Source organism: Pseudomonas sp. M30-35 (genome assembly GCF_002163625.1).
Classification (GTDB): Bacteria; Pseudomonadota; Gammaproteobacteria; order Pseudomonadales; family Pseudomonadaceae; genus Aquipseudomonas.
Genome location: NZ_CP020892.1, coordinates 3,634,941 through 3,648,356 on the forward strand (window position 1 = coordinate 3,634,941; position 13,416 = coordinate 3,648,356).

10 protein-coding genes are annotated in these 13,416 nt (G+C 56.0%); 7 read left to right on the plus strand and 3 right to left on the minus strand.

Features of this window, described 5'->3' with window-relative positions; genetic code table 11:
- Positions 1–253: 253 nt before the first annotated feature.
- The 7 genes from gcvH to B9K09_RS16790 all read left to right on the plus strand — a co-directional run bounded on the left by gcvH (position 254) and on the right by B9K09_RS16790 (position 10,358).
- On the plus strand, positions 254–637 hold the full coding sequence (gene gcvH, locus B9K09_RS16760) for a glycine cleavage system protein GcvH (RefSeq protein WP_087517889.1): 384 nt from the start codon (positions 254–256) through the stop codon (positions 635–637).
- A gap of 9 nt (positions 638–646) precedes the next feature.
- A complete protein-coding gene (gene gcvP / locus B9K09_RS16765; RefSeq protein WP_087517890.1) occupies positions 647–3,502 on the plus strand; it encodes an aminomethyl-transferring glycine dehydrogenase in 2,856 nt (951 codons plus the stop codon).
- 275 nt (positions 3,503–3,777) lie between these two features.
- Positions 3,778–5,154, plus strand: coding sequence for a sodium:alanine symporter family protein (locus tag B9K09_RS16770; protein WP_087517891.1), 1,377 nt, complete (start codon positions 3,778–3,780; stop codon positions 5,152–5,154).
- A gap of 53 nt (positions 5,155–5,207) precedes the next feature.
- Positions 5,208–6,461, plus strand: a complete 1,254-nt coding sequence (gene glyA, locus B9K09_RS16775) for a serine hydroxymethyltransferase (RefSeq protein ID WP_087517892.1) — start codon at positions 5,208–5,210, stop codon at positions 6,459–6,461.
- Positions 6,462–6,557: 96 nt separating this feature from the next.
- The gene (locus B9K09_RS16780; protein ID WP_087519140.1) at positions 6,558–7,934 is read left to right on the plus strand and encodes an L-serine ammonia-lyase; all 1,377 of its coding nucleotides are present in this window, start codon (positions 6,558–6,560) and stop codon (positions 7,932–7,934) included.
- A gap of 55 nt (positions 7,935–7,989) precedes the next feature.
- Positions 7,990–9,114 (plus strand): glycine cleavage system aminomethyltransferase GcvT, encoded by a 1,125-nt coding sequence (gcvT, locus tag B9K09_RS16785; protein WP_087517893.1) that lies wholly within the window; start codon positions 7,990–7,992, stop codon positions 9,112–9,114.
- 269 nt (positions 9,115–9,383) lie between these two features.
- On the plus strand, positions 9,384–10,358 hold the full coding sequence (locus B9K09_RS16790) for an IS110 family transposase (protein ID WP_087516234.1): 975 nt from the start codon (positions 9,384–9,386) through the stop codon (positions 10,356–10,358).
- A gap of 127 nt (positions 10,359–10,485) precedes the next feature.
- Here the strand turns inward: B9K09_RS16790 and dsbG are convergent, their stop codons facing one another.
- The 3 genes from dsbG to B9K09_RS16805 form a co-directional block, all read right to left on the minus strand.
- Positions 10,486–11,244, minus strand: coding sequence for a thiol:disulfide interchange protein DsbG (dsbG, locus tag B9K09_RS16795; RefSeq protein ID WP_256574071.1), 759 nt, complete (start codon positions 11,242–11,244; stop codon positions 10,486–10,488).
- An 8-nt stretch (positions 11,245–11,252) separates the two neighbouring features.
- Entirely contained in the window at positions 11,253–12,068 is an 816-nt protein-coding gene (locus B9K09_RS16800) for a TlpA disulfide reductase family protein (protein WP_087517895.1), read from the minus strand.
- Positions 12,069–12,183: 115 nt separating this feature from the next.
- Positions 12,184–13,314 carry a M14-type cytosolic carboxypeptidase gene (locus B9K09_RS16805; RefSeq protein ID WP_087517896.1) on the minus strand — a complete coding sequence of 377 codons (1,131 nt, stop codon included), beginning with the start codon at positions 13,312–13,314 and terminating at the stop codon, positions 12,184–12,186.
- Positions 13,315–13,416: the final 102 nt, after the last annotated feature.

The window sequence follows — 13,416 nt, forward strand, 5'->3', positions numbered from 1 at the left end:
TACACCGGTAATACCTTACGGTATTAGGGGGCTTGCTCAGGTTGTTGTTAACCGGTTGAAAAAACTCGTATTGATTTCAATACAAAACAAACTATCAAAATGCCACAAATTTTACTTAACCTATTGATTTTATTGACTATAGTCTCTGTGGCACTCACCTTGCAGTCAGTTACTATAAGACGCTCGCTTATCGCGAGCACCTGGATCATCGTCTGCAATAGAAACAGACGAGACTGTCACTTGAGGAGTTCACATGAGCGAATTGCGTTTTACCGTCGAACACGAATGGCTGCGTCAGGAAGAAGATGGCCTGGTAACCGTTGGCATCACCGCCTTTGCCCAAGAAGCACTGGGTGACGTGGTATTCGTGCAATTGCCGGAAGCGCAAAGCTACAGCGCTGAAGCCGAAGTCGCCGTGCTGGAATCGGTGAAAGCCGCCAGCAACATCACCATGCCGCTCGACGGCGAAGTGGTTGAAATCAATAGCGACCTCGAAGCCAGCCCTGAACTGGTTAACGAAGACCCGCTGGGCCAAGGCTGGTTCTTCCGTTTCCGCCCTGCAAACCCAAATGCTATCAATGATCTGCTCGACCAGGCTGCTTACGACCGCCTGCTAAATGCTAACGCTGACGCCTGAGGCTAGCTGATGACTGACCTGACGACCGAAAATGAATTTATCGCGCGCCATATCGGCCCGCGTGACGCTGATATCGACGCCATGCTCCAGCAGCTTGGCTTTGACTCGCTTGACGCACTAAGCGCCAGCGTTATCCCTGAGAGCATCAAAGGCACCAGTGTACTGGGCCAGACTCCAGGCCTGAGCGAAGCCGCTGCACTGGCTAAAATCAAAACCATTGCCGCCAACAACCAACAGTTCAAGACCTTTATTGGTCAAGGCTATTACGGCACCCATACGCCGTCGCCAATTCTGCGTAACCTGCTGGAAAATCCAGCCTGGTACACCGCCTACACCCCTTATCAGCCTGAAATTTCGCAAGGCCGTCTGGAAGCGCTGCTCAACTTCCAGACCCTGGTCAGCGACCTGTCTGGTCTGCCGATCGCTAACGCTTCATTGCTCGACGAAGCGACCGCTGCCGCCGAAGCAATGACCTTCTGTAAGCGTTTGTCGAAGAATAAAGCCAGCAACAGCTTCTTCGCCTCCAAGCATTGCCACCCGCAGACCCTTGATGTACTGCGTACCCGTGCCGAGCCTCTGGATATTGAAGTTGTGGTCGGTGATGAAGCCGAAATCACTGACGCCAGCGCCTATTTCGGCGCCCTGCTGCAGTACCCAGCCAGCAACGGTGACATCTTTGATTACCGCGCCTTGGTTGAGCGTTTCCACGCAGCCAATGCGCTGGTTGCGGTTGCCGCTGATCTGTTAGCCCTGACCTTGCTGACCCCGCCGGGCGAATTCGGCGCTGACGTTGCTTTGGGTAGCGCACAGCGTTTCGGTGTACCGCTAGGTTTCGGTGGCCCACACGCCGCCTACTTCGCCACGCGCGACGCCTTCAAGCGCGACATGCCTGGCCGTCTGGTCGGTGTCTCGGTTGACCGCTTCGGCAAGCCAGCCCTGCGCTTGGCCATGCAAACTCGCGAGCAACATATCCGCCGCGAAAAAGCCACCAGCAATATCTGTACAGCTCAGGTTCTGTTGGCCAACATCGCCAGCATGTACGCGGTTTATCATGGTCCTCAAGGCCTGACCCGCATCGCCAAGCGCGTGCATCAGATGAGCGCAATCTTTGCTCAAGGTCTGGCTAAGCTGGGCTATGCAGTTGAACAAGAACACTTCTTCGATACCCTGACCATCGCATCGGGCGAGCGCACAGCCGCACTGCACAAGCGTGCAGGTGAGTTGTCGATCAACCTGCGTGTGGTTGATGCTCAGCGGGTTGGCGTTTCATTCGACGAGACCACTGACCAAGCGGCGCTTGAAAGCCTCTGGGAAGTATTCGCCGAGGCGGGTCACAGCCTGCCAAGCTTCACTGACCTGGCTAAAGCGGTTGCCACTCGTTTGCCACAGACGATGCTGCGTCAGTCTGCCATCCTTAGCCATCCGGTCTTCAACCGTTATCACTCCGAAACTGAGCTGATGCGTTACCTGCGCAAGCTGGCTGACAAGGACCTGGCACTGGACCGCAGCATGATCCCGCTGGGCTCTTGCACCATGAAGCTCAACGCTGCCAGCGAAATGATCCCGGTCACCTGGGCTGAGTTCGGCAATCTGCACCCCTTTGCCCCCACCGAGCAAAGCCAAGGCTACCAGCAACTGACCGATGAACTGGAAGCGATGCTCTGCGCCGCTACCGGGTATGACGGTGTTTCGCTGCAGCCAAACGCCGGTTCACAAGGTGAATACGCGGGTCTGCTGGCGATTCGTGCGTACCACATCAGCCGTGGCGACGATCAGCGCGATATCTGCCTGATCCCGCAATCGGCTCACGGGACTAACCCGGCAACCGCCAGCATGGTTGGCATGCGCGTTGTGGTTACCGCCTGCGATGCCCGTGGCAACGTCGACATCGAAGACCTGCGCGCCAAGGCTATCGAGCACAAAGATCGTCTGGCTGCATTGATGATCACCTACCCGTCGACCCACGGTGTGTTTGAAGAAGGCATCCGCGAGATCGCCCAGATCATTCACGACAACGGCGGTCAGGTGTACATCGACGGCGCCAACATGAACGCCATGGTCGGCCTTTGCGCCCCCGGCAAGTTCGGCGGCGACGTATCGCACCTCAATCTGCACAAAACCTTCTGCATCCCGCACGGCGGTGGTGGCCCGGGTGTTGGCCCAATCGGCGTCAAGGAGCATCTGATTCCGTTCCTGCCGGGCCACGCCAATATGGCGCGCAAAGAAGGTGCGGTCAGCGCAGCACCATTTGGTAGCGCGAGCATTCTGCCAATCACCTGGATGTACATCAGCATGATGGGCGGCGAAGGCCTCAAGCGCGCTTCACAGCTGGCAATTCTCAACGCCAACTACATCGCGCGACGCCTTGAAGAACACTACCCAGTGCTCTACAGCGGCACCAACGGCCTGGTTGCGCACGAATGCATCCTCGATATTCGTCCAATCAAAGACGCCAGCGGTATCAGCGTTGATGACGTGGCCAAGCGCCTGATCGACTTCGGCTTCCACGCGCCAACCATGTCGTTCCCGGTTGCTGGCACCTTGATGATCGAGCCGACTGAAAGTGAATCGAAACAAGAGCTGGATCGTTTCTGCGACGCGATGATCGCCATCCGTAACGAAATTCGTGCAGTCGAATGCGGTGATCTCGACAAAGACAACAATCCACTGAAAAACGCACCGCACACCGCACTTGAACTGGTCGGTGAATGGACGCACAGCTACAGCCGTGAGCAGGCGGTTTACCCGGTTGCCTCGCTTATCGACGGTAAGTACTGGCCGCCAGTGGGTCGTGTCGACAACGTGTTTGGCGATCGCAACCTGATCTGCGCCTGCCCGTCTATCGAAGCGTACCAAGACGCTTGATGCTACACCCGATAAACGCCCGTGCGAGTCGCGGGCGTTTATTACGAAACCGTTAAAGGTTTCACTTATTGAAAACCGGCGCGCGAGGAACGTACCGGGTGGATTGCCGCGAATATCCATGACGGCAACCGACAATTGATTGCCCACTCGCAATCAGCCATGCAACAAGACCCGCTGAGTAGTAACCAGCCCATTCCGACTGCAATACCACTGCAAGCAGCCCCTATCGAGCGCAGGCTACCCCTGACGCTAACAACAACAAGAAGGTGCGTTCCATGGAATTTATCAACTCCCTCGTCAACACAATAAACGGACTCGTCTGGGGCCCACCGATGCTGGTGGCGATTCTCGGTACTGGCCTGTTCCTGATGCTGCGTCTGAAACTCATGCCACTCAGAAAGATTGGCGCAGGCTTCAGCTTGATGTGGCAAGGCCGCAAGAAAGACGACGAAGCCAGCGGCGAAATCAGCCCATTTCAGGCGCTGATGACTTGTTTGGCAGCAACCGTGGGTACCGGCAACATCGCCGGTGTGGCGACCGCTATTTTCCTGGGTGGCCCCGGCGCACTATTTTGGATGTGGTGCACCGCACTGGTTGGCATGGCGACTAAATACTGCGAAGTGGTTCTCGCGGTGCATTACCGTGAGAAAGATGAACGCGGCGAGCATGTCGGCGGACCGATGTACGCCATCAAAAATGGTCTGGGCAAGAAGTGGGTGTGGCTCGGCACTGCATTCGCCATCTTTGGCGGTCTGGCAGGCTTTGGCATCGGCAACATGGTTCAGGTCAACAGCATGGCCCACGCCCTTGAAACCACCTTCGACATTCCGCTGTGGGTAACCGGTGTTGTCAGCATGGTCGCGGTAGGCTTGGTTATCCTTGGCGGTATCAAGCGTATCGGCGTAGTTGCAGCAGCCCTCGTTCCGTTTATGTGCATCGCTTACATCGTCGCCTCTATCGCAGTGCTAGTGGTGTTTGCTGACCAAATCCCTAACGCTTTCACTCTGATTTTCACCCACGCGTTCAGCCCGATAGCAGCCACCGGCGGCTTTGCCGGTGCGGCAGTGATTGCGGCGATTCGTTTTGGTGTGGCGCGCGGTATTTTCTCCAACGAAGCAGGCCTCGGTACCGCCGGTATCGCTCAAGCAGCGGGCACCACCAATAGTCCAGTGCGCTCAGGCATGATCGGTATGCTCGGCACGTTCATTGACACCTTGGTGATCTGCACCATGACTGGCTTGGCCATCATCGCCTCTGGTGTTTGGACCAGCGGCGTAAGTGGCGCAGCTCTTTCAGCATCAGCCTTTGAATCAGCAATGCCTGGTTTCGGCGGCGCATTCCTGAGTATTGCGCTGGTGGTGTTCGCCTTCACCACTATTCTTGGCTGGAGCTATTTTGGCGAGCGTTGCTGGGAGTTTATGGTCGGCACTAAAGCGATCATGCCGTTCCGCATTATCTGGGTGCTGGTCGTACCGATTGGCGCTATCGCCCAACTCGACTTTACTTGGTTGCTGGCCGATACCCTGAACGGCTTGATGGCCCTGCCGAACTTGCTATCGCTACTGCTGTTGAGCCCGATTGTGGTCAAGCTGACCCGCGAGCACTTCAACCCTGACATCGTTAAGCGCAGCGTCGAATCGCTGCAGCGCTAACTCAACATGGCGCGAGCGATAAACGCTCGCGCCCGACTTTAAGGACAGCTGCAATGTTCTACAAAAGCCTGACTCTGAACGAATACGATCCAGCATTGGCACGTGCACTGAACGCAGAAGATCGCCGCCAGGAAGATCACATCGAACTGATCGCTTCGGAAAACTACACCAGCCCAGCGGTGATGGAAGCGCAGGGCAGCGGCCTGACCAACAAGTACGCAGAAGGCTATCCAGGCAAGCGTTACTATGGTGGCTGCGAACACGTTGATGTGGTTGAAAGCCTCGCCATTGAACGCGCCAAGCAATTGTTCGGCGCCGATTACGCCAACGTCCAGCCCCACTCTGGCTCATCAGCAAACTCAGCGGTGTATCTAGCGCTGCTGGAAGCAGGTGACACCATTCTCGGCATGAGTCTGGCACACGGCGGCCACCTGACTCACGGCGCGAAAGTGAGCTCGTCGGGCAAGCTCTACAACGCAGTCCAGTACGGCATCGACGAACAAGGCCTGATTGATTACGCCGAAGTTGAACGTCTGGCACTTGAGCACAAGCCAAAGATGATCGTTGCCGGTTTCTCCGCATACTCGCGCACCCTCGACTTCCCCCGCTTCCGTGAAATCGCTGACAAAGTCGGTGCTTACCTGTTTGTCGACATGGCCCACGTAGCGGGCTTGGTTGCTGCAGGCCTGTACCCGAATCCGCTGCCATACGCAGACGTTGTCACCACCACTACGCACAAAACCCTACGTGGCCCACGTGGCGGTCTGATTCTGGCCAAGGCCAACGAGGCGATCGAGAAGAAGCTCAACTCGGCAGTCTTTCCTGGCAGCCAAGGTGGCCCGTTGATGCATGTCATCGCCGGTAAAGCGGTGTGCTTCAAAGAAGCCATGGAGCCGAGCTTCAAAACCTATCAACAGCAAGTGATCAAAAACGCCCAAGCCATGGCTGAAGTGTTTATCGGTCGCGGCTTTGAAGTGGTTTCTGACGGTACTGACAACCACCTGTTCCTGCTCAGCCTGATCAAGCAAGGCCTGACCGGCAAAGCCGCTGATGCAGCGCTGGGTGCTGCGCATATCACCGTCAACAAAAACGCTGTGCCGAATGATCCGCAGTCGCCTTTCGTCACCTCGGGTATTCGCATTGGCACTCCGGCAGTGACCACCCGCGGCTTCAAAGAAGGCGAGTGCCGTGAGCTGGCGGGCTGGATTTGCGACATTCTCGATGAACTGGAGAACCCAGCCATAATCGAACGTGTACGTGGACAGGTTGGTGAGTTCTGCAAGACCTTCCCAGTCTACGCTGAATAAGTAAGGCGCATAAATCGCTTATCCGGCGAGCGCCTCACACGCAATTATTGATGCGGTTTGCAGCCACAAGCGCAGACCGCGGATAACCGAGGTTATATGTCACTCAGTGTTTTTGACTTGTTCAAAATTGGTATCGGCCCTTCCAGCTCTCACACGGTTGGACCGATGCGAGCGGCTGCTCGCTTTGTCGAAGGTTTACGCCGCGACGACCTGCTGGCGACTACCGAGCAGGTCAAGGTCGAACTTTATGGCTCGCTGGGCGCAACCGGCAAAGGCCACGGCAGCGACAAAGCCGTGTTACTCGGCTTGCTTGGCGAACAACCCGACAACGTCGATACCAGCACCATTGATGCACGCCTGAAAGCGATTCGAGCAGCTGGAGAACTTAATTTACTCGGCGAAAAAACCATTCGCTTTGTCGAGAAAGAACACTTGGCGATGATCCGCAAGCCCTTGGCGTTTCATCCCAACGGCATGATCTTCCGCGCCTTTGATCAAGCCGGCCTGCAAGTACGCAGCCGCGAGTATTATTCAGTGGGCGGCGGCTTTGTGGTGGATGATGAAGCAGCAGGTGCGGACCGCATCGTTGAAGACCAAACCAAGCTTCCCTACCCGTTCACCACCGGCAAACAACTGCTGGCCCATTGTGTCGAGCACAACTTGTCGATTAGTCAGGTGATGCTCGCCAATGAAGCAGCCTGGCGCCCCGAAGCGGAAACCCGTGAGCGCCTGCTGAACATCTGGCAGGTGATGCAAGATTGCGTCACGGCCGGCTGCAACAACGAAGGCATCATGCCGGGTGGCCTCAAGGTTAAACGTCGCGCGGCGGCCCTTTATCGTCAGCTATGCAAAAACCCCGAAGCGAACATGCGTGATGCGCTGAGCGTACTCGACTGGGTCAATCTGTATGCCCTGGCAGTCAATGAAGAAAACGCCAGCGGCGGCCGAGTGGTCACTGCGCCAACTAACGGCGCGGCAGGTATCATCCCGGCCGTCATGCATTACTACACACGCTTTATCAGCGGTGCCAACGACGATGGCGTCGTGCGTTTTCTGCTCACTGCAGCGGCTATCGGTATCCTCTATAAAGAAAACGCCTCGATCTCCGGCGCCGAAGTCGGCTGTCAGGGCGAAGTGGGTGTGGCCTGCTCCATGGCAGCGGGCGCCCTGTGTGAAGTGCTTGGCGGTAGCGTTCAGCAAGTTGAGAACGCCGCTGAAATCGGCATGGAGCACAACCTCGGCCTGACCTGCGACCCCGTCGGTGGACTGGTCCAAGTGCCCTGTATTGAACGCAATGCCATGGGCTCAGTTAAAGCCATCAATGCTGTGCGCATGGCCTTGCGCGGCGACGGTCAGCACTTTATCTCGCTGGACAAAGTGATTCGGACCATGCGCCAAACCGGCGCCGACATGAAAAGTAAGTACAAAGAAACCTCTCGCGGCGGCCTAGCCGTGAACATTATCGAATGCTGATAGCGCGCTGCGTGCAGTACAGGCTCGCAGCGGACAGAACACCAAGGAGACATGCATGACTACCGAAACCCTCGCAAAAACCCCATTGCACGCGTTACACCTTGAGCTAGGCGCACGAATGGTGCCGTTCGCCGGCTATGACATGCCTGTGCAGTACCCGCTTGGCGTCATGAAAGAGCACTTGCAGACCCGTGATCAAGCTGGCTTGTTTGATGTGTCGCACATGGGCCAACTGGTGCTACGCGGCGCCAATTCAGCGAAAGCCCTGGAAACCTTGGTACCGGTAGACATTATCGACCTGCCGGTTGGCATGCAGCGCTACGCCATGTTTACCGATGAAAACGGCGGCATCCTTGATGACCTGATGGTTGCCAACCTCGGTGATGACACCCTGTTCTTGGTGGTCAATGCGGCCTGTAAAGATCAGGATCTGGCACACTTGCGTAAGCACATTGGTGAGCAGTGCGAGATTGAAAGCCTGTTTGATTCGCGTGCGCTGCTTGCCCTGCAAGGCCCGAAAGCAGTTGACGTCCTCAGCCGTCTCGCTCCTGAAGTGGCGAAGATGACCTTTATGCAATTCGCTCAGGTGCGCCTGCTGGGTGTTGATTGCTTCGTCAGCCGTTCGGGTTATACCGGCGAAGATGGCTACGAAATCTCAGTGCCCAATGAGCACGCTGAAACTCTGGCGCGCAGCCTGCTGGCTGAGCCTGAAGTCGAAGCGATTGGTCTTGGTGCCCGCGACTCACTGCGCCTCGAAGCAGGCCTGTGCCTGTACGGCCATGACATGAGCACCAGCAGCACGCCAATCGAAGCCAGCCTGCTTTGGGCCATGTCCAAACCACGCCGCGCTGACGGCGCGCGTGCTGGCGGCTTCCCCGGCGCTGAACAGATCTTCGCCCAACAGCAAACTGGGGTAGCCAGCAAGCGCGTAGGCCTGCTGCCACAGGAACGGGTACCTGTTCGCGAAGGCGCTGAGATTGTCGATGCCGACGGTAACAACATCGGCACAGTCACCAGTGGCGGTTTCGGCCCAACGCTGGGTGCGCCGGTTGCCATGGGCTACGTTCAAGCCAGCCATGTGCCGGTTGGCAGTGATGTCTGGGCAATCGTACGTGGCAAGCGCGTGGCGATGAAAGTTGCCAAAACACCTTTCGTAGAGCAGCGTTACTACCGCGGCTGATCGACCGGCAGCAATGGCGGACAAAAAAAGCGTTGTCCGCCCTTGTATCTCGACTACTGCTTATTTTAGAGCGATAGTTCCCGATTGATCCTCGGGGGAGCGAGTGCAAGCCGTGTCCGCCCTAAAGCTTCGAGCTTGTAACGTAGATAGCGCTGCACTCCTCCGTACTCATCCAACAAGTCCGAACGGTATCCTGAGCCTCGAGCTCGCATCAGCAAGGCTGGACGGATGAAGTGATGATCGACCTAACTCAATGAGGAGTAAGCGTCATGACGATAGTTGTCGGCATCGACATAGCTAAACAGACCTTCGATATCGCCACTCTGCAAGATAACGGCAAGTACCGCACCAAAGCCAAGCTGAGTAATAACGCTGCGGGCTTTGAGGTCTTTCGGCAGTGGCTGCTTAAGCACGCTGAAGCCGATGCCTGGGTCGTAATGGAGGCCACTGGCATCTATCACGAAGCTTTGGCTGAGTGGCTGTTTAAGCTGGGTTACCGTGTTTGCGTCCTTAACCCCGCACAAATGGCCTATTACGCTCGCAGCCAGCTGCAGCGGGTAAAGACGGATAAAGTCGATGCCAAGCTCATCGCTGACTATGGCCGCAGGCATCAGACCGAACTACGAGCTTGGCAGCCTGAGCAGCCTTCTATTCGCCGTCTGAAAGCGTTAGTGCGCCGTTTGAAGGATTTGCAGGAGCTGGAGCAAATCGAACAAAACCGCCTAGATGTGACCAACGAACAGAAGGTCAGGGCGTCAATTGAATCGGTGCTTGAGCACTTGCGTCAACAAATCGATGAAACGCTAAAGGCGATCAAACAGCACTTCGATGACAACGACGATCTACGCGGCCAGCGAGACCTGCTAACCAGTATCGATGGCATTGCGGACAGAACCGCAGCGCTTGTACTGGCGGAGTTGGGCGATATCGAACGCTTCGAAAGCAGCCGTGCGGTCACGGCCTTTGCCGGACTTAATCCCAGGTTACAAGAATCAGGAATGCTCAAAGGTCATGTGCGGATATCGCGCATGGGCTCAGTTAGGTTACGCGCCGGGCTTTATATGCCAGGTATCGTATCCATCACTCGTAACCCCGCTATTCGGGCACTGGCTGAGCGAATGAGAGCCAATGGCAAAACGGGTAAACAGATCATCTGCGCAGCTATGCGCAAGCTGCTCTGCATTGCCTACGGAGTACTAAAATCCGGAAAACCATTTGACCCTCTTCTCGCTATTGCAAGATGAGGATCAAGACGGTATCTACTCATGTGCTTCGTAGGGTGTGGCAACGTGAAGCTTGCCCACCAGAGTCCAATCATTTGGCACAGGTGTTAACCCGTGCCAAATGGCGGGCAGTAAAGCGTTATCCGCCCTACTCGCCCATGATCGCTTTTAACGCATCAGGACGCGGTGCGCCTTGTTGCTGCTGCATGCGCCCACCTTTATCCAGATAGAAAATCGCCGGAGTCGCCTGGCCGCCCAACTCGCTCATTAGCGCTAAGTTGCTATCAAGCTGTTTCTGGATATTCGCTGGAATGGTTTTTAACGCGGCAAGTGAACTTGAGCGCCCCGCGGCCTCATGCTCGTTAAGCGTTTGCTCTGGCGACTTGGCCGTCAGTATTGCAGCAGCCTTGGCTTCGCTGTCGTCGCGGATGATGCCAACCATGATATGGCGCAGTTGCACTTTTCCGGACTCAACCCAAGGTCGCGCCTGCTTCCAAAACATTGTGCAGTACGGACAGTTGGGGTCGCTGAATACATAGACCACGCGAGGCGCATCGGGTTTACCGTCCGCCACCCAGCTGCTTTTCTCCATGCGCGCCCACATTTCCTTGGCCATCGGCTGATAAACCAACTTTTCCAGCGGCGCCTCACTGAGATCAGCGCCCTGCTCATCGAGCAATGTGCCAAGCAGCACGTGTTTACCATCCGGCATCAGGTACAGCGCTATGGCCTGGCCATTGTACTTAGCCGCAAAACCTTGCATGTCGCCGGGGGCATCAAACCGGCCGACGACTTCAGCACCGCGTGCTTCTACAGCCTTGATCGGTGCCGGCCATTCTTCCGCATGTATGCCCGCAGCACCTGCGCTGAACAACGCCAGCGCCAGCCAGCGCGAGGGTTTAAACATGAACCTACTCATTGTTTACCATCCTTTTTAAACAGTTCTAGTACTTGCGATAGGCTCGCATCAGACAGCTCACCGAGATGGCTGCCAATCTGGCGACCTTGAGCGTCATAAAACACCGTGGTCGGTAATGCACGTGAGCCGACTAAAGGTCCAAGCTGTGCGCCGCTATCCAGTAGCACATTGCTCATGGTCAGCTGACCCGCCTGCAGAAATCGACTAATTTCGTCTTGGCCTTCACCCTGATTGACGAATAAGAAGGTCACGTCAGTATGGCGCGCTTGCGCCGCAGCCAGCACTGGCATCTCTCGCCGGCACGGCGGGCACCAGGTTGCCCATAGGTTGACCACTAAAGGCTTGCCCGCATAATCGCTCAGGTTAACCCCTTTGCCATCCATTGTGGCGAGGGCAACTTCGGGTAAGCGGGTGCCCTGCTCCAGAGCGCGCATCATTGCCGTGCCTGAGCCCCAGACTAACAACCCGGCAACCAATGCGATGCCCAGCGGACGGCGCATCAGAGGTTCCTTGAGCAACCAATACAGGCCCAACCCCAGCGCCAACAATACGCCGGGCCACGCGATAAAGCCGCCATCGCGCAGATCGATCAATTGCCATAAGTCATTCTGGAAATGTTCAAAGTAGCGCACAACGAAGGCAACACGCGCCCCCAGCACACCAACCAGGAACATCAGGAACAGGCGATTTTCTGGATTGCTCTTGGCGTTGCGCCCAACCCACCAGCCAACCAACGTGGCCACAAACAAGCTGCTTAATAACAGCAAATGGGCCGCCGACATATTCAACGGCCCAAGGTTAACGCTAAGCATCCGCAATCCTTGAGATGAGCTGTGCCTGAGTTGGATTACTCAGGCAGACAACTGCGACCTATCCATTCAATAAAGAGTTCAGTAAAACCAAACCCTCAAGCGTTACGAGCTATGTTCAGCGCAATTGCTCAACCATATCAGCGATCACGCTGAGTACATCCTTGCCCAACTGTGCCGAACGCTGACCGTTCCAGCCGGTGCGCGGACACGGCGTGTCGTTGTGGTCCTTGAATGGCATCTCGATGGTGAACGCCAGGCAGTCGAACTCCATACCCACCGAGTTACACGCCAAGGTGGTGTTGGCCTTACCCGGCTCACTGCGCGGATAACCAAAACGCGTCTGAAACTCAGCACCACTGGCAACCAATCGGCTGCGAAAATCGCTCTCAAGCTTCTCCAGCCGTGGGCTGTACCCCGGATTACCCTCACAACCGGCCGTAAACACGTGGGGAATTTCTTCATCGCCGTGAATATCCAGAAACAGGTCAACGCCGATCTTGCGCATTTGCTGCTGAACGAAATATACCTCGGGGCTTTGCTCTTCACTTGCTGACTGCCAGGCTCGATTAAGGTCCTGACCGGCAGCATTGGTGCGCAAATGCCCACGGTAAGCGCCGTCAGGATTCATATTCGGCACCAGGTACAAATCAGCATGTTCGAGCAAGTGCTTGAGCTGGGCATCTTCACTGTTTTTCAGGCGTTCAATCACGCCTTCCATGTACCACTCAGCCATGTGCTCGCCCGGATGTTGCTGGGCGATGATCCAGACTTTGCGCTGTGCTTTGGGGTTGCGGCTGACTTTCAACAACTGAATATCGCGCCCTTCAATACTCTTGCCCGTGGCGATAACCTGCGCCCCAGCATCGGCAACCGCGCTTGCTATCAATTGCTCATGGCGAGCACGGCTATAGGGCTCAAAATAGGCAAACCATATCTGCGTCTGATGCGGCGCCAACTCAAAATCGAGCGCACCATCCTGAAAGCGGCTCGGGACCCTGAACCACTTTTTCTGATCATATGAAGCAGCGGTGTCATAGCCGCTCCATGCATGGCTGTAGGCAGAACTGTGGGCATTAGTCAGGCTGAAACCAATCGGCTTGCCCGGTGTAAGACCATCCACTTTAAAATGGAACCACTGGAAGTGATGGCTGCGCAGATCAGGACGAATCGCAAGCAATACCCGCTGAGGATTACTGGCATCAATAACCTCGATATTGCCACTGTCAAAATCACAACTGATCTGCATATGCACCTCAAAAACATTTAATCTAAAAGACCCTCAAGAGGATCGCAGGTCTAACCCCACTTGCAAACGCCAATGGCGACAAAATAGTTGCCGTGAGCGCAT

Bases quoted from the DNA above. Each gene is read 5' to 3' on its own strand.
- gcvH (WP_087517889.1), top strand. From the start codon at position 254: ATGAGCGAATTGCGTTTTACCGTCGAACACGAATGGCTGCGTCAGGAA.
- B9K09_RS16800 (WP_087517895.1), bottom strand. From the start codon at position 12,068: ATGCTTAGCGTTAACCTTGGGCCGTTGAATATGTCGGCGGCCCATTTG.
- B9K09_RS16780 (WP_087519140.1), top strand. From the start codon at position 6,558: ATGTCACTCAGTGTTTTTGACTTGTTCAAAATTGGTATCGGCCCTTCC.
- B9K09_RS16770 (WP_087517891.1), top strand. From the start codon at position 3,778: ATGGAATTTATCAACTCCCTCGTCAACACAATAAACGGACTCGTCTGG.
- gcvT (WP_087517893.1), top strand. From the start codon at position 7,990: ATGACTACCGAAACCCTCGCAAAAACCCCATTGCACGCGTTACACCTT.
- B9K09_RS16805 (WP_087517896.1), bottom strand. From the start codon at position 13,314: ATGCAGATCAGTTGTGATTTTGACAGTGGCAATATCGAGGTTATTGAT.
- glyA (WP_087517892.1), top strand. From the start codon at position 5,208: ATGTTCTACAAAAGCCTGACTCTGAACGAATACGATCCAGCATTGGCA.
- gcvP (WP_087517890.1), top strand. From the start codon at position 647: ATGACTGACCTGACGACCGAAAATGAATTTATCGCGCGCCATATCGGC.
- B9K09_RS16790 (WP_087516234.1), top strand. From the start codon at position 9,384: ATGACGATAGTTGTCGGCATCGACATAGCTAAACAGACCTTCGATATC.
- dsbG (WP_256574071.1), bottom strand. From the start codon at position 11,244: ATGTTTAAACCCTCGCGCTGGCTGGCGCTGGCGTTGTTCAGCGCAGGT.